We start from the raw sequence: 15254 nt of genomic DNA, 5'->3' as shown, positions 1-15254 counted from the left end.
AGCTTCTTTATATTTGTTGTTTAGTCTTATTTGTTGGATTCGAATGCTGTTTGGTGCTCTTTCGCTACAGCAGCGGAATCGGTTTTCTTCACGAACAGGTTTTGGATGCTGGACAAGTGAACTTGAGCTGTACCAGGGTTCATCGTGTTGTCGAACGCCAAGTCGCCGCCTTTCACGTCTTTGAACAGGTCCAGAACTTCCATTGCCATGTCGGAGTAGCCAGCTGCACTGAAGTCGCCGTCGACTTTTTGAGCCAGACCTACAGCGCCTTTAGCTGCGAAAGCTTCTTTAGGGAAGTTCAGCATGAAGTAGTTCAGGAATGCTTTCGTTTCTTCCAGGTGTTTGCTGTCAGCGGAGATCGCGAACGCGCTGCCTGGAGCTAACATGAACTCGTTAGGGTCGCCTTTACCGTTAACAGTAGGGAATTTGAATACGCCCACTTTGCCGTTGACGGAAGAAGCTTCGATACCGCCTGTTGCCCAGCTGCCCATGTAGTACATAGCCGCTTTGCCTGTTTTGAACAAGTTCTCGCCTGCGCCGTAGTCGAAGGAAGTCGCGCCTTCTTGGAATGCGCCAGCTTGGATCAGGTTTTGGAAAGCGTCAACCGCTTCTTTGAACACTGGATCTTCAAACGTTTTCTTGCCGTCAAGAACTTCTTGCAGGAAGCCTGGGCCGTTTGTGCGAAGCACAACGTTCATGAACAAGAACGAACCTGTCCAAGTGTCTTTCTCACCGATTGCCATTGGCTGAATGCCTTTGGATTTCAACGTTTTCACGACATCAACGAGTTCTTCGAAAGTCGTAGGCACTTTTACGCCAGCTTGCTCGAACAGCTCTTTATTGTAGTAAACGATACCGATGTTGTTGCCATCAGGCAGCGCGTACAAGTTGTCGTCGAACGAATAGAATTCAAGAATGTCTTGGAATGTATCTTTCAGTCCGTTTTGCTCAACCATGTCGTTCAGCGGAGCGAACAGCTTCGCGTCAACAAATGGTTTCATTTGAGCAGCAGGGTTAACGACCGTAATATCAGGAACTTCACGGGAAGCGGCTTGCGTTTTCAGCTTCGCCTTTTGTTGGTCTTGGTTCAAGGAGTCGAGCTCGATCTTAACGTTCGTATGCTCTTTCTCGTATTCAGAGATGATTTTCTTCATGATGATGTTTTTCGGATCGGCTGGATCCGGATAAATGTTTTGGAACGTAATTTTCACGTTTTCCGCTTTTGGAGCGTTCGTTGCGCCTTCATTTGCTTTAGGGCTGTTCGAAGGTGTGTTGCTGCCACCGCCGTTGGAACCGCAAGCTGCAAGGCTCAGAGCAAGCGTCCCCGCTGCTGCAATTTTCAAGATGCCTTTCATGTTTGCCATTTGTATATCCCCCTTATTTGTGGATGTGTTCATTATGCTATTTGCTGCAAACCCTTACAATGCGTGAACTTAGGATAAAAGGTTTGTTTTCTTTAGATGCTATATTTTACCCCCCTGTTCCATACATAACCGACGCCTGCTCCTCAGCTGCGATACGAAAGGAAAAAGCGGCCGTAAAAAAGAGACATAACGAATCGTTCAGCGATCGCCATGTCTCTTAATATCAAGTTTCAATGGATATTTTATTCCTGTACTTGTTCCATTTGAGCTTCATTTGATTCATTTGGCAAAACTCCCGCAGCGGAATGAGCGCTCCGCCCTTCAGCTTCATCGGCTCAAGATCTCCGAAGTCGGCCGGCCGCCCGTTCATGCTCACCGCAAGCGCCGTTCCATCGGCGGCGGGCAATGCCTTAAGCTTCTCGATCAGCTGCTGCACCGACTCTCCGTCCTTCGCTCCGTTGATTCGGAAACCGTTCGTCTGCCCTCGTCCGTTGATGCCTTCCTTAACCGTAAAACTGATCTCGATGCCGAGTTCCTTCATCATGGAAAGTACTTCTTCATTGTAAGCCCCGTATGGGAAAGCAAGCACGCTCATCGGGTTGTTCAACTGCTCTTTGAGAATGGCTTCTGCCTTGCTCAAGTCGCCCTTCACTCTTGCCTGGAACTCTTCTTCCGTCTCCATCCGCTTTTCTTTCTTGAAGTACTGCTGGCGCGTCAGCATCGGCTTTTGCAGACCGTCTTCGCGTATCGCTCCGTAACGGTGCTGATCGTATGTATGGCTGTAGAAGTCCATCCCAGACTGCTGCATTTCCCGCATTTGCGCCCAGGTCATTTTCTTCGCCCCGCGGTTGACCTCAATGTCGGACACAATGACGAAGTTGACGGCCGGATAACCGAACTCCTTCAAAATCGGGAAAGCGTCCGTATAGAAGGTTTCGTAGCCGTCGTCGAACGTAATGAGCACGGCATTGTCAGGAACCTGACCGTCATTTTGGATAAAATCTACATATTGTTTAAGGGAGATCACATGAAAGCCGCTTTGCTTAAGCAGCACCAACTGATCCCGGAACTTGCTGGAAGGAATGAACGGCTTGTCGTCAACGCCTGTCTCCCTAATATCGTGATACATCAGAACCGCCACTTGATCTTTGTAGTAAATGCCGTCAGTGGCTTGCTGCTTGAGCGCCCACTCCATCTTCACGCCAAACGACTGCTCCAGAAAAGCGGCCGGGACGAACACTTCTCCCTGCTCCACCGTCACTTCGGGAGGCGTCTGCACCTTCTCCCCGTCAATTGAAATCGAATACGATCCGCGCCCGCCGCGGGAGCAGCCCGCCGCCAAAACGGTTACTAGAATAATAGATAAAATTGCCAGTATAAACACTCTTGCAAACGGCCGAACGTTTTGATCCGCTTTCATGTCTACGTTGTTCCCCTTGTCGTCTATTTTACAGAATATACATAACTATGAACGACCTAGGAACCGGAAAAGTTGCATTGTTTATTAAAAAAATGAGAATCAAATGAGAATTCGTTTAAGCACCATGACAGCGGCGCCTGCGGCCACCGCCTCCTCCGTCAGCAAGCCCTTCGAAAATTGCGGCTCATACTTTGGATAATAGTATGTATTCTCCCGAGCCACTCTCACCGCCGTATCATAGACCGAATCATGAGCGTTCAGAAAAGCGCCCCCTACAATAACTTTTTCCGGGTGAAGGATGTTAATGAGATTGGCGAGCCCGATCCCTAAATAAACCGCCGCTTGCCGAAACAGTCCGAGCACTTCGTCGTCGTTCTCAGACAAAGCAAGCAGCAATGATTCGAACGAAGACGGGGCCTCGACTGAATCATCTGACCGAATCATCTTACGTTCATACCATTCAGCAGCTTGTTTCTCCAGCGCTTGAACGGAAACGTACGCTTCAAGCGCGCCGTAATTTCCTTGATCGTGCAGCCGCGGTCCGTCCGTCTGAATAATCATTTGGCCTAGCGCCCCTTCGGTGTCGGTCGCACCGTATACGAGCCTTCCGCCTGACATCATGGCAGAACGAAGACCAGCCCCCGCATGCACGTACAGCATATGTTGAAACTGCTCGCTTCGCATCGCCCAATGCTCGCCAATAAGCGCCGTATTGGCCCCGTTGTCGAGCCATACGGGAAAACCGAGCCGATCGCGAAGCCATTCGCTTATTGGCACATTGCGCCAACCGCTCGCCGGAAAATAGATCGGGTCGATGATTAAACCGCGCTCGCGATCCAACGGGCCGACCGCCCCGACGCCCATGCCGACGACTTGCTCCCGGCGCAGATCATTCGCCGTCAGAAACGATTGCACGGCCTCGTCCACTTTATCTAGCAAAGCTTCCGGAGTCATCGTCTCGTCCATGCGCCAGCGGGTGAAGGACAGCCGATTCATATGCAAGTCATACAAACCCATAGAAGAATAGATCCGTGATATTTCAAGCCCGAGCAAATAGCCGTAGCCGGGATTCGTCTCATACAAAATGGGCGGTCTCCCGCCGGTGGAGTCGCCAAGCCCTTTTTCACGCAGCAGTCCGTCGGCAATCATCTCTTCCAAGAGCCGCGTCATGCTGTTGCTTTTCAGCTCAAAATGAGCCATCAACTCAGACTTCGATACGATGCCATGCTGGGCGATATAATCAAAAACCGGCTTTTTCGGAGCCAATTGTTTTTTTGAAGACGAATTTGCCATAATTCTGTTCGGCTCCTCTTCTCCCTGAACGTTACTGGTCGTTTACTGTACTTACTATGGATCTCATTATACCTGAGCTCCTTTGCCATTCGCTACAGCCATTATTGCCTGGGCTTGCCGCATCGCGTGCGCCTCCCGGCACGCGGTGCTCGGTCACACTTCGGCGGTTTGCCTTATATGCTCGGACTTCTCGGCTTTATCGGCTATAATGACTACCATACGAATAAGATGGCAAGGAGAGGTATTGATGATGCACATTGCAATGCTGGGAGGCAGCGGACGCGTCGGTCGAAAGTGGATCGATTATACGCTTCAAAACGATTTATCCGTTGCCGCACTTGTCCGGTCCCCCGAAAAGCTTGCGGAGGAACAGGCTTTGGCGCCTGAACGCTTGACCGTTGTAGAAGGAAATGCGCTTAACGCGGACGATCTGAGACGCGTCTTATCCGGCGCTGATACAGTTGCGTGCGCGATGGGAACGGACGGCGGCACAACGCTTACCGATTGCTTTCCGCTGCTGATTGGGGAAATGAAGCAACTGGGGATAAAAAGGATCATTACGATTGGAACGGCCGGTATATTGGAGAGCCGCAGCGAGCCCGGACTGCTTCGCTATCAATCGAGCGAGTCGCGGCGCTCTTTGACGAGAGCGGCTGAGGAGCATCACAAAGCTTACGAGCAGCTGCGGGACTCCGGGCTCGATTGGACGATCATCTGTCCAACGTACTTACCGGACGGAGCGGCAACAGGAGAATACCGCGTCGAGCCCAACTACTTGCCAGAGGGCGGAAGTCGCATTACGACTGGCGATACGGCTCATTTCGCCTATCGTTTGATAACGGACAAAGATAACCCGTACGTAGGCTGCCGCGTTGGCATTGCTTACTAAAGTTTGTTTAAGAGTTCCCACGATGGGACTCTCCGCCGCGCTGATAAAACGGGATATCCGCAACAGTTTCACGCACGTATCGCAGTCTGTGCACGCTCGCCGCGAGTAATTACTTTATTTCAGATGCTTTCAGCATCGTCTCGCTTTCTGCGCTACCTTGTCCGTGAATAACTGCCTTTTTGCAGTTATTTCAGCTAGAACCGGGCGGGGAGGGGGCAATAACTGCTTTTTTGCAGTTATTTCTGGACTCCCACGCGATCTGGGCCATCTTCGCCGTGAATAACTGCCTTTTCGCAGTTATTTCAGCTAGAATCCGGCGGGGCGGGGGTAATAACTGCTTTTTTGCAGTTATTACTGGACTCCGCCGCTATCTGAGCCACCTTCGCCGTGAATAACTGCCTTTTCGCAGTTATTTACGCTAGAGCCGGGCGGGGCGAGCTCAGTAACTGCTTTTTTGCAGTTATTTCTGGACTCCGCCGCTATCTGGGCCATCTTCGCCGTAAATAACTGCCTTTTTGCAGTTATTTCAGCTAGAACCGGGCGGGGAGGGGGCAATAACTGCTTTTTTGCAGTTATTTCTGGACTCCCACGCGATCTGGGCCATCTTCGCCGTGAATAACTGCCTTTTCGCAGTTATTTACGCTAGAACCGGGCGGGGAGGGGGCAATAACTGCTTTTTTGCAGTTATTTTTGGACTCCGCCGCTATCTGAACCACCTTCGACTTAAATAACTGCCTTTTCGCAGTTATTTACGCTAGAGCCGGGCGGGGGCAGCTCAGTAACTGCTTTTTTGCAGTTATTCAATTTTACTCCACACTCTCGCCCCCGCCCCGTACCCCAGCCTCACGCACACTGTCAACAGACTGGTGTAAACCAATTACTGAAACCATGTCTACACTAACCAACTCATATCGCATTTTGAATCGAAAGGGGCAAGAGGCAAGGGCGGGGAGTGGAAATCGTCAACCTTCATGATCCACCTTATCTGTAGCTGAAAAAAAAGAAACCCGAAGTCATTATGAAATGACTGGGTTTCTCCAAAAGCTAAAGTGGAGTTCATCCGCCGCGCTATGCCAGTTGTGACCAACATCGCCAACCGACTCTCGCGACTCACCTATCGAGCGTTCGAGCGTTCGAGCTCCGCCCTCTGCCCGTCTTCTTAGCCGGCATTAACCAGCGTACGAATCTCGCTCTCGATTTTTTCAGGGGTATCATTTGGTCCGAAACGCTTCAGCACGCGGCCGCTGCGATCGACGAGAAATTTTGTGAAGTTCCATTTGATCGCTTTCGAACCCAACACTCCCCGCGCTTCCGTGCTTAAATAATTAAAAAGCGGATGGGCCGTATTTCCGTTGACGTCGACTTTGGCATACAGCGGAAAAGAAACGCCAAAATTCAGCTCGCACGCCTCGGCAATTTGACCGTTCTCTTCCAGTTCCTGATTCATAAATTGCCCGCTTGGAAAACCAAGCACCGAAAAGCCTTTTGCGCCGTATTCGTCATGAAGCTTCTGCAGGCCTTTGAACTGTGGAGCAAAACCGCATTTTGTAGCTGTATTGACGATGAGCAGCACTTGCCCTTGGTAATTTTCAAGCGTCTCATTCTTCCCTGCAATCGTCTGCACTTCGATATCGTAAATAGACATTTTAGAATCGCCTCCTACATAATGTTCATTCCATTTTCTATAATTAAATTGTATACAATCAATTAACCAAAGTCAACTTCCCTCCTTGATTTTAAAGCTTTGACACATTGTCGAAAGTAGTGCTACAATTACTAATTAATTGAATGCAATTTAAAGACATCAGGTGTTGTTGGAGGTATGCTCAAAATGGAAAACGAAGAAAAGTTCAGACTGGACAACCAGCTTTGCTTTGCCTTTTACGCTTGCTCGAGAGAAATCATTAAATTGTACCGCCCTATTCTTGCAGAGCTGGACTTAACTTATACGCAATATATAACGATGCTCGCTTTGTGGGAAAAGGACGGCGTTCCGGTAAAAGAGCTCGGCGCGCGCCTATATCTCGATTCCGGTACGCTTACACCGCTGCTTAAAAAGCTGGAGTCTTCCGGCTATATTACGCGCACCCGAAATAAATCGGACGAGCGCAACCTCGTCATTCAATTGACCGAAGAAGGACGGCGCTTGAAAGAAAAGGCCGAAACGATTCCTGAGCGTTTGGTCGAATGCACCAATGCTGCACCCGAAGAAGTAATTTCCTTGCGCGATCAAATCCAATCTCTCCTTCGGAAAATGGATTCGCCTACTTGAGGAATCTCTTTGACATTCTGCAATCGCGTAACTAATCCATAAGGCAGACGTACCTCCCGCCTGAAATGATAAGCACTATCGGCAGCTATTCATTAGCCAAGTTAGCTGCCAGGCTCGCCAGGCTCTCGGCCTTGCCGAAATTTTTTATCAGCTTGATTTTCGCCTCAGGCTCTTATCGCCATCATGCAGCGAATCACCGCGCGCTGGGGCTGTAACCGAAAAAGTCAATGTGACCTCATTCAGAGGACATGTTGGCTTTTTTGCTTTTCTAATTTTGCTAGGGGTCAGCACTTTGTCATTGGTATGTGAATGTGGCATTTCCCGCTTCACCTTTCGCGTTTTTGCTCCCACTAGCATCTTGCCGCAAACACCCTCTCTCCCTTCCCCCTCCCTGATGTCCGCTGCCGCCCCCGATATATATTGCTTCTCGCTTCTTCACAGCCTCCCAACTACTTCTTCCTATTTTTTCTAAAAATAATTGACAATGGATATTCCAGCGTATATAGTTGATTACATGAGTAACCAACCGAATAAGTAATCAAGAAAAGGAGGCGTAGCTTTATGGTCGCCGCCATAGACGACAGCAGGCCGATATTTCTACAAATAGCCGAACAAATCGAAGACGATATCATCGAAGGCAGGCTGCCCGAAGAATCGCAAGTGCCTTCCAAAAATGAGTTTGCAGCCTATCACCAGATTAATCCGGCGACAGCCGCCAAAGGAGTCAACCTTCTCGTGGATGAAGGAATTTTGTATAAGAAAAGAGGGATCGGGATGTTCGTCGCCACAGGTGCGAGAGCTGTTTTAGTCGGAAAACGGCAGGAGCAATTTTACGAGCAATACGTCGTTTCCATGCTGCGTGAAGCGGAGAAGCTGGGCATTACGAAAGATCAGCTGACGGATATGATTCGGAGAGGAGGCGAAACGCAATGACGCAGACGCCTATTGTAGAGGTCAATCAATTAACGAAATCCTATGGGAGTGTCACCGCCGTCAACAACGTTAGTTTTTCGCTCACCCCCAATAAGATTTACGGCCTGCTTGGCCGCAACGGCGCCGGCAAAACGACAATCATGCATATGCTGACAGCCCAATTGTTCCCGACGAGCGGAAAACTGGCCGTCTTCGGGGAAGCGCCATATGAAAACAACCGGGTGCTCAGCCAAATTTGTTTTATAAAAGAGAGCCAGAAGTACCCCGATAGTTATAACGTTCAGGACGTGCTGGAGTTGTCGGCTTCGTTATTCCCGAACTGGGACCGCGAGTACGCCAATAAGCTGCTTCAGGATTTCCAATTACCACTGAAACGCAAAATTAAAAAGCTTTCCCGAGGCATGCATTCTTCCGTTGGCATTATCGCCGGGCTCGCCAGCCGCGCTCCGCTGACGATTTTTGATGAGCCTTATTTGGGACTAGACGCCGTCGCCCGCTCCTTGTTTTACGACCGGCTGCTCGAAGACTATGCCGAACATCCCCGCACCGTTATCCTGTCCACCCATCTGATCGACGAAGTAAGCCGCATGCTGGAGCATGTCATCGTCGTCGACCGGGGTTCTGTTATTATCGACGAGGACGCCGAGGAACTGCGCGGAGCGGCTTGCTCGATAGCAGGAACGACCGCCAAAGTCGAAAGCTTCATCGAAGGCAGGACGGTCATTGCCAAAGAACCGTTCGGAGCTCTGACCAATGCCGCCATCATGGGTCGGCTATCCGCAAACGAAAGGCAGCAGGCGGCCGCTCTTGGCCTCGAAATCGCTCCGGTATCGCTGCAGCAGTTGATCGTGCATTTGACCAAAGGGCAAACTCAACCGAAGGGAGGAGATCTTATATGAACCGCATTCCCAGCGTGCTGAAGATGCATTATCGCGATAAAACGAGCTGGTTCATCGTCCCCGGAATGGTGCTCGGATCAAGCTTCGCTGTCAACCTGCTGGTGGGAGCGCTTGGGGCCATCGAGATCTATACGGGCGGACTGATGTCCATCTACATTTATATGTTCGTTATGGGTATTCTCGTTGTGCCGCAAACCTTCCCCTTCGCCATAAGCTTTAGCGTACGTCGCCAAGACTACTATTCGGGAACAGCCCTTTATGCCGTGACCTCTGGAATCGTCATCACCCTTCTCCTGCTTCTGATGTCTTTCTTGGAGAGCGATGTCACGAACAACTGGGGCGTCGACCTCCACTTCTTCAATCTTCCTTATCTGAGCGACGGATCGATCTTTCAACAGTTCGTGATCTACCTGCTCGTATTGCTTACGACGTTTTTCGGCGGGTTCACGATCGGCAGCTTCTATCGCAAATTCCGCAATACCGGAATGCTGCTGCTAGCCATCGCATCTGTCTTTGCCGTTACCGTCCTTTCTTATTTCATGACGAAAAACGACTGGTGGATGGACGTATACGAATGGCTCATCGACCATACGGCGTTTCAATTGGCGCTTTGGCTGATTCCGATTATTCTGGTGTGCAACCTGATATCCTTCTTGTTTCTCCGAAGATCGACCGTTTAAAAAACAAAACCGCTGCGTTTTCTTCATATAGAAGAAGCGTCTGCGGTTTTTTGCTGCAAAGATATTGCACCTGAAGAGCTTAGCGGCGCAAGTTTCTGCGTATTGTTTTCTTCATTTTACGGAAAGCGTTTCGCAACATGGCCAATCACTTACACTAATTATCGGTTCGCCACCGCGTTATCCACCCGACCAGAGTCCGAGCCCCGGGCATTCGTGTTCTCTCGCCCTCTGGTCTATAATAGATTCAAAAAGCATGCATTCCGGAAGGAGATCCGATCGATGAAAGACGATTTAATTGCAAGACTGACCTCTTACGTCATTGTGGACACACAATCGGACGGAGATAGCGAGACCTGCCCATCTACCCCAGGTCAATGGACGCTGGCCCGCCAGCTGGTCCAAGAATTGAAAGAAATCGGCATGGAAGAAGTAACTATCGACGATAACGGCTACGTGATGGCGACGCTGCCATCCAATTCCCCAAACGAAGTCGATACGATCGGCTTTCTCGCTCATGTCGACACGGCAACCGACTTTACAGGCGCCAACGTCAAACCGCAGGTCGTTCAATACGAAGGCGGCGACATTACACTGAACGAATCGCTGGGGATTAAGCTTTCGCTGAGGCAATTTCCTGAGCTTGCCGGATATAAGGGCCACACGCTGATGACGACCGACGGCACGACGCTGCTCGGCGCTGACAACAAAGCCGGCATCGCGGAAATTATGACCGCTATGGCCTACTTGATCGTCCACCCGGAAATCAAACACGGCAAAATTCGCGTCGCTTTCACTCCAGACGAAGAAATCGGCCGCGGCCCGCATCGCTTTGACGTGGCGGCCTTTGGAGCCAAATACGCTTATACGGTAGACGGCGGTCCGCTAGGCGAGCTGGAGTACGAAAGCTTTAACGCCGCTGCTGCCAAAATCGTATGCCGGGGCACAAACGTCCATCCAGGAACGGCCAAAGGCAAGATGGTCCATTCGACTAAAATCGCAATGGAACTGCATGGCAAGCTCCCTGCCGCCGAGGCTCCTGAATTTACGGAAAGGTATGAGGGCTTTTATCATCTGCTCTCGTTCAACGGAGACGTAGAAGAAACCAAGCTGAGCTACATCATCCGCGATTTCGACCGCGACTCCTTCGCAGAAAGAAAACGGACGATATCGGATATCGTCGCCGAGCTGCAAGCCAAATACGGTCAAGATGCGGTCACACTCGAGCTGAAGGATCAATATTACAACATGCGCGATAAAATCGAGCCGGTTAAGCATATTGTCGATATCGCCCATGCAGCGATGGAAAGCCTCGGCATCACGCCGATCGTGAAACCGATCCGCGGCGGCACCGACGGCTCCCAATTGTCCTACATGGGATTGCCGACACCGAATATTTTCACCGGCGGCGAGAACTACCACGGCAAATACGAATACGTCTCCGTCGACAACATGGAGAAATCGGTTCAAGTCATTATCGAAATTATTAAGCGGTTCGAACAGCAATCCGCTTAACCCTTAACCGATCCACAACACAACTTCACCTTTCAAAAAGAAAACAGCCCGCCTGCGTATCGCAAATGTGCGAACGCAGGCGGGCTGTTTTGCATGAGCGGCAGCGACACCACTTCGGGCGACTGCCGCTCCGCTCGCAATCATCCAGAGCTATAACTTTAACGACTGCAATACGATAACAACTGCTTCGGCGCGAGTCGCCTTGGCCTGCGGCTCGAACTTGTTGCCGCTGCGGCCGGAGAGTACGCCTTGCCGGCGCAGCGTCTCAACCGCGCCCTTCGCCCATTTCGGTATCGAACGATCGTCGGCAAAGCCGGTCTGGCTGTAACGATTATCCGGAATGCCGATGACGCGTCCCACAATAGCGGCGATCTCCGCTCGCGTAATGGTAGCGTTCGGACGGAAGCTTCCGTCCTCGTAACCGTTCGCGAAACCGCGGCGAACCGCCTCCGCGATCGACGCGCGCGCCCACGATCCGATCTTCGCCTCGTCGGAGAAGTACAGGTCGCGCTCGACCTTGCCGTCATCCAGCGCATTCATGACCATGACGATAAATTCCGCCCGCGTAATGGAAGCGTTCGGGCGGAATCGTCCGTCCGGGTCTCCGTTCACAATACCTTTGCGGGCAGCTTCGCGGATGCCCGATGCCGCCCAGTGGCCGTTAATGTCGGTAAAGCTCACCCCGCCAGGCTTTGGCGGCTCCGGCTTCGGAGGCTCCGGTTTTACAGCCGACCGAGCGAATACCGCAAAGACCGTACCCGTCGCTTTCACGCCGGACAGCTGAATGACGATATTTCTGCCGTCAGCCGTTCCACCGACCTCCGTCCATTGCGATCGGTTCAGATCATAGCTGTATAAGCTAGGAATCTGGTTGCTGCCGAGCAAATATCCGTCGTAAGCGACCGTTAGCGTCAACGACTTCTTGAACGAATAATCATATTCCGCACTGAAGTGATAGTAGCTGCTCAGAATCCGGTCGCCGGAGCCTTGCGAATTGAACGGCGTTGTCGTTTTCCCCGCTTTAAAGCAAATGTCGCTATCCGTTGCATCCCAAGGAACGTCGATAGTCATCCCCGTATCTTTCAAGGAAGCCGACTGCCCCTTGCGTACAATAAACCGCGGCGATTCGCACCAAGGCTTAGGCGTAACAATGTTGCTTACTTGGATGGTCAGCACAGCTGCGTTCCCGGCCGTATCTTTGGCATAAATCGTATACAAGCCGTTCGCCCCTACCGTAAATTTGCTCGCCGAGGTAATATCACTTCCGTTGGAGTTGAAGTAATCAACCGCCCGCGTACCGTTCTCCCATTTCAGCTTTGCCAAATTGTTGCCTGTTCCTTGAACAACGGTTGTCACCGTCACCTGTACGGAACCTGTCGTCTCCGTCGGCGGGGTAATGGAAGCTCGAATCACCGGCAGGCCGGCCAGTATGTTGGAGACTGTCACCGTGGCGACCGCTTCATTGCCCGCTGTATCCCGCGCGTAGACGGTATAGATGCCGTTTTTCGCCACTTTAAACGTATTATTCGTAATTGCGTTACCGTTGGCCGCGAAATAAGCGGTGTCTCTCGTGCCCTCCGACCATCTCAACCGCGACAATTCGGCTCCCGGCTCCTTCACGTCGACGCGCACCGTCACTTCCACCGGACCTGTCGTTCCGCCTTGCGGTGAAATGGATGCGGCAATGACAGGCGGACGTTTGGCAACGTTCGTGATCTCAATTGTCCTCACGGTCTCGCCGCCTGCGCTGTCTCTGGCATACAGTGTATAAACACCATTTTCCGTAACGTTGAATTTGCCGCCGTTCGCGAGGCTTGCCCCCCTATTGTCGAAGTACGCCGCATTGCGGTTGCCTTCTGCCCATTTCAGCTGAACAATTTTGTTGCCCGCCCCCTGCGCTTCCGCCGCCACGGTCACCTCCACCGTCTGCGCCGTACCGTTTGCAGGAGAGATCGCGACATTAATGACCGGCTGCCCTTTTGTAATATTGGTGATCTCAATCGTCTTCACCGCTTCATTGCCCGCCTTGTCGCGGGCGTATACGGTATAAACGCCGTTTTCAGTTACTGTAAAGAAGCCTCCATTCGGCACAGCTGCACCTCTCGTGTCAAAAAAGGCTTCGTCTCTGCCGCCGTCAGCCCATTTCAATGCCGCCAGCTCATTGCCATTCCCTTGCAGACTGACGGAAACTTTAATATCGACCGATCGGGCCGCTCCCGTCGTACCCGGCGTTAATTGAATGACCGGTCGATCCGACCAAATCGTAGAGATGGCAATCGTTTTTACTGCTTCGTTACCTGCTTTATCCTGCACATAAAACGTATAAGTGCCATTCTTCGCAATGGTCGCTTGACCTGCAGAAGTAATATCGGCGCCCTCCTTGCGGAAATAAGCCGCATTCCGTTGTCCTTCCGCCCACTTCAGCACACTTACGCCATTGCCCGGACCGTCGGCTTTGACGACAGCCTTAACTTGCACCGGTCCTTGCGTCGGGCCGGCCGGATCGGCGGTAAGCTCGATGGAGACTCCGGTTTGAGCGGCAAATTCCGATTCGTAAGCCCCTAGGTCTACCTGCCCGCCCGAAAACCGCGGCTTGCCGGCCCGATCCGTGGAGATGGCGGACAAGTCGGGCGATGCGCCCTGTTCATAGAAGCGGTTCGAGCCTCGATCAACCGCCGGAGATTCCTTGCGCAGCCTCAAATCCCTTGACCAGTTTGGATCTGCATCCAGATTGCCCTCAACGCTGTTGCCTACGCCGTTAAGCTGTCCGGCCGCGGCAACACCCTTTACGATGCTGAAATAGATATCGACCGTACCGCCGTCTACATTCGCAATATCGAGCCTCGCCGGATCGTTATTGCCATATACAATGCTGTTTCTTAGCTGCGGCTTGCTGCCGGAGGCGTTATAAATGCCGCCACCGCTAACAGAGGCTCGGTTCCCGCTAATCGAAACATTCGTTAATATCGGGCTGCTGCCTTCATTGTACAAGGCGCCTCCCCGTTGAGCGCTATTGCCGCCGGTAAATACGGCATTTGTAATAATCGGATGGCTGTTGCTGCGATTGGCGACGGCTCCGCCACCGACCCCTGCAGCCTGATTGTCGGTAAACGTAACGTTCGTTATTGTCGGGCTGCTGTTCCAGTTCGATATGCCTCCTCCGACAGCGGCTGTATTATTTTTAACAATCAAATTCACCAGTGTAGGGCTGCTGTTCGTGTTGCGTATTCCGCCCCCGTCGGTCCCTTCTTCTCCTCTTCCTCCTGCCCCGCTGCCTCCGCTAACGGTAAAACCGTCGAGAACGGCTGACGAATTGATCCCGTCATTCACAATAACGCTTCGTGCGTCGCGATCTCTGCCGCGATCCGTATCGCCGCTCAGCACCGTCTCGTTTGCCGCAAAATTACGGCGTTCAAGGACGGTTCTCGCTTCAGCTGCGTTGCCAGCCTGCTCGTTCCCGGCGAAACCGCCCCGGATGGCTATGCCGTTTTTCATCGCAAAATACTTGTCAGAGGCGCCGTCTTCTCCATTTCCGCTCGGATAATAGGTGCCCTTGGCTACCCATATCTCTTTCCCGCTGTTTTCCGGGGTTTGCGTTAACGCTTCGTCTAGACCGCGGTAGGCGTCTTTCCAGCTGGTTCCGTCATTCGCTCCTTTCGCCGAGGCTCTTACGTACACAATATCGCTGCCCGACGCCGGTTCAGCCGCCGTTACCGCACCGGCGGGGCCGACAGCGGTGCCCGTGACGAGCGCGAGTACTAGACTTAAACTGAGCCATTGCTTTCTCAACGTTACTCTACCTCCTTATCCTTTACCGGACTTGTTATATACGTTTCGTATCGTACAAGCTGTTTTTCGTCCGTCCGGTCTGTATAATTGATACGAAATGTATATTATTTTTGTTGCGCTCTTCCGGATTATTTTCAAAAAAATGGTCGTTCGCCTAATTCCCATTCCATGGCCCATCTACAAAAAAGCCCATGCCCATACAT

At 51.7% G+C, this 15254-nt stretch carries 11 protein-coding genes; 6 read left to right on the top strand and 5 right to left on the bottom strand.

The window, feature by feature from the left end:
• Window positions 1-26 precede the first annotated feature (26 nt).
• The 3 genes from ACFVTB_RS09000 to ACFVTB_RS08990 all read right to left on the bottom strand — a co-directional run bounded on the left by ACFVTB_RS09000 (window position 27) and on the right by ACFVTB_RS08990 (window position 4077).
• Window positions 27-1364 (bottom strand): extracellular solute-binding protein, encoded by a 1338-nt coding sequence (locus tag ACFVTB_RS09000; protein WP_387747604.1) that lies wholly within the window; start codon window positions 1362-1364, stop codon window positions 27-29.
• Between the two features lie 223 nt (window positions 1365-1587).
• The gene (locus ACFVTB_RS08995; protein ID WP_387747602.1) at window positions 1588-2784 is read right to left on the bottom strand and encodes a polysaccharide deacetylase family protein; all 1197 of its coding nucleotides are present in this window, start codon (window positions 2782-2784) and stop codon (window positions 1588-1590) included.
• Window positions 2785-2883: 99 nt separating this feature from the next.
• Complete coding sequence (locus ACFVTB_RS08990; RefSeq protein WP_387747600.1) at window positions 2884-4077, bottom strand: ROK family protein; 1194 nt, start codon at window positions 4075-4077, stop codon at window positions 2884-2886.
• A 250-nt stretch (window positions 4078-4327) separates the two neighbouring features.
• On the opposite strand from ACFVTB_RS08990, the gene ACFVTB_RS08985 reads away from it, so the two are divergent.
• A complete protein-coding gene (locus tag ACFVTB_RS08985; RefSeq protein ID WP_387747925.1) occupies window positions 4328-4966 on the top strand; it encodes an NAD(P)-dependent oxidoreductase in 639 nt (212 codons plus the stop codon).
• 1159 nt (window positions 4967-6125) lie between these two features.
• On the opposite strand, the gene ACFVTB_RS08980 is transcribed toward ACFVTB_RS08985, so the two are convergent.
• On the bottom strand, window positions 6126-6611 hold the full coding sequence (locus tag ACFVTB_RS08980) for a glutathione peroxidase (protein WP_387747598.1): 486 nt from the start codon (window positions 6609-6611) through the stop codon (window positions 6126-6128).
• Window positions 6612-6797: 186 nt separating this feature from the next.
• On the opposite strand from ACFVTB_RS08980, the gene ACFVTB_RS08975 reads away from it, so the two are divergent.
• The 5 genes from ACFVTB_RS08975 (at window position 6798) to pepT (ending at window position 11262) form a co-directional block, all read left to right on the top strand.
• Window positions 6798-7238 carry a MarR family winged helix-turn-helix transcriptional regulator gene (locus ACFVTB_RS08975; RefSeq protein ID WP_387747596.1) on the top strand — a complete coding sequence of 147 codons (441 nt, stop codon included), beginning with the start codon at window positions 6798-6800 and terminating at the stop codon, window positions 7236-7238.
• 561 nt (window positions 7239-7799) lie between these two features.
• Window positions 7800-8171: a GntR family transcriptional regulator gene (locus ACFVTB_RS08970; RefSeq protein WP_387747594.1), complete on the top strand. Its 372-nt coding sequence runs from the start codon at window positions 7800-7802 to the stop codon at window positions 8169-8171.
• Window positions 8168-9070, top strand: a complete 903-nt coding sequence (locus tag ACFVTB_RS08965) for an ABC transporter ATP-binding protein (protein ID WP_387747592.1) — start codon at window positions 8168-8170, stop codon at window positions 9068-9070. The genes ACFVTB_RS08970 and ACFVTB_RS08965 overlap by 4 nt, the downstream gene beginning before the upstream one ends.
• A complete protein-coding gene (locus ACFVTB_RS08960) occupies window positions 9067-9750 on the top strand; it encodes a hypothetical protein (protein ID WP_387747590.1) in 684 nt (227 codons plus the stop codon). The genes ACFVTB_RS08965 and ACFVTB_RS08960 overlap by 4 nt, the downstream gene beginning before the upstream one ends.
• Window positions 9751-10029: 279 nt before the next feature.
• Complete coding sequence (gene pepT / locus ACFVTB_RS08955) at window positions 10030-11262, top strand: peptidase T (RefSeq protein ID WP_387747588.1); 1233 nt, start codon at window positions 10030-10032, stop codon at window positions 11260-11262.
• Between the two features lie 150 nt (window positions 11263-11412).
• Here pepT and ACFVTB_RS08950 read toward each other — a convergent pair whose 3' ends face one another.
• Window positions 11413-15051 carry an S-layer homology domain-containing protein gene (locus ACFVTB_RS08950; protein WP_387747586.1) on the bottom strand — a complete coding sequence of 1213 codons (3639 nt, stop codon included), beginning with the start codon at window positions 15049-15051 and terminating at the stop codon, window positions 11413-11415.
• Window positions 15052-15254 lie beyond the last annotated feature (203 nt).

It is taken from the genome of Paenibacillus sp. NPDC058071 (genome assembly GCF_042885235.1).
Classification (GTDB): domain Bacteria; phylum Bacillota; class Bacilli; order Paenibacillales; family Paenibacillaceae; genus Pristimantibacillus.
Note: the sequence above shows the minus strand (reverse complement) of the source record. Positions and strands in the feature narration are given on the sequence as shown.

Excerpts from the sequence above, each read along its gene's own strand:
- ACFVTB_RS08980 (WP_387747598.1), bottom strand. The coding sequence starts at position 6,611 with ATGTCTATTTACGATATCGAAGTGCAGACGATTGCAGGGAAGAATGAG.
- pepT (WP_387747588.1), top strand. The coding sequence starts at position 10,030 with ATGAAAGACGATTTAATTGCAAGACTGACCTCTTACGTCATTGTGGAC.
- ACFVTB_RS08985 (WP_387747925.1), top strand. The coding sequence starts at position 4,328 with ATGCACATTGCAATGCTGGGAGGCAGCGGACGCGTCGGTCGAAAGTGG.
- ACFVTB_RS08970 (WP_387747594.1), top strand. The coding sequence starts at position 7,800 with ATGGTCGCCGCCATAGACGACAGCAGGCCGATATTTCTACAAATAGCC.
- ACFVTB_RS08965 (WP_387747592.1), top strand. The coding sequence starts at position 8,168 with ATGACGCAGACGCCTATTGTAGAGGTCAATCAATTAACGAAATCCTAT.
- ACFVTB_RS09000 (WP_387747604.1), bottom strand. The coding sequence starts at position 1,364 with ATGGCAAACATGAAAGGCATCTTGAAAATTGCAGCAGCGGGGACGCTT.
- ACFVTB_RS08975 (WP_387747596.1), top strand. The coding sequence starts at position 6,798 with ATGGAAAACGAAGAAAAGTTCAGACTGGACAACCAGCTTTGCTTTGCC.
- ACFVTB_RS08990 (WP_387747600.1), bottom strand. The coding sequence starts at position 4,077 with ATGGCAAATTCGTCTTCAAAAAAACAATTGGCTCCGAAAAAGCCGGTT.
- ACFVTB_RS08995 (WP_387747602.1), bottom strand. The coding sequence starts at position 2,784 with ATGAAAGCGGATCAAAACGTTCGGCCGTTTGCAAGAGTGTTTATACTG.
- ACFVTB_RS08960 (WP_387747590.1), top strand. The coding sequence starts at position 9,067 with ATGAACCGCATTCCCAGCGTGCTGAAGATGCATTATCGCGATAAAACG.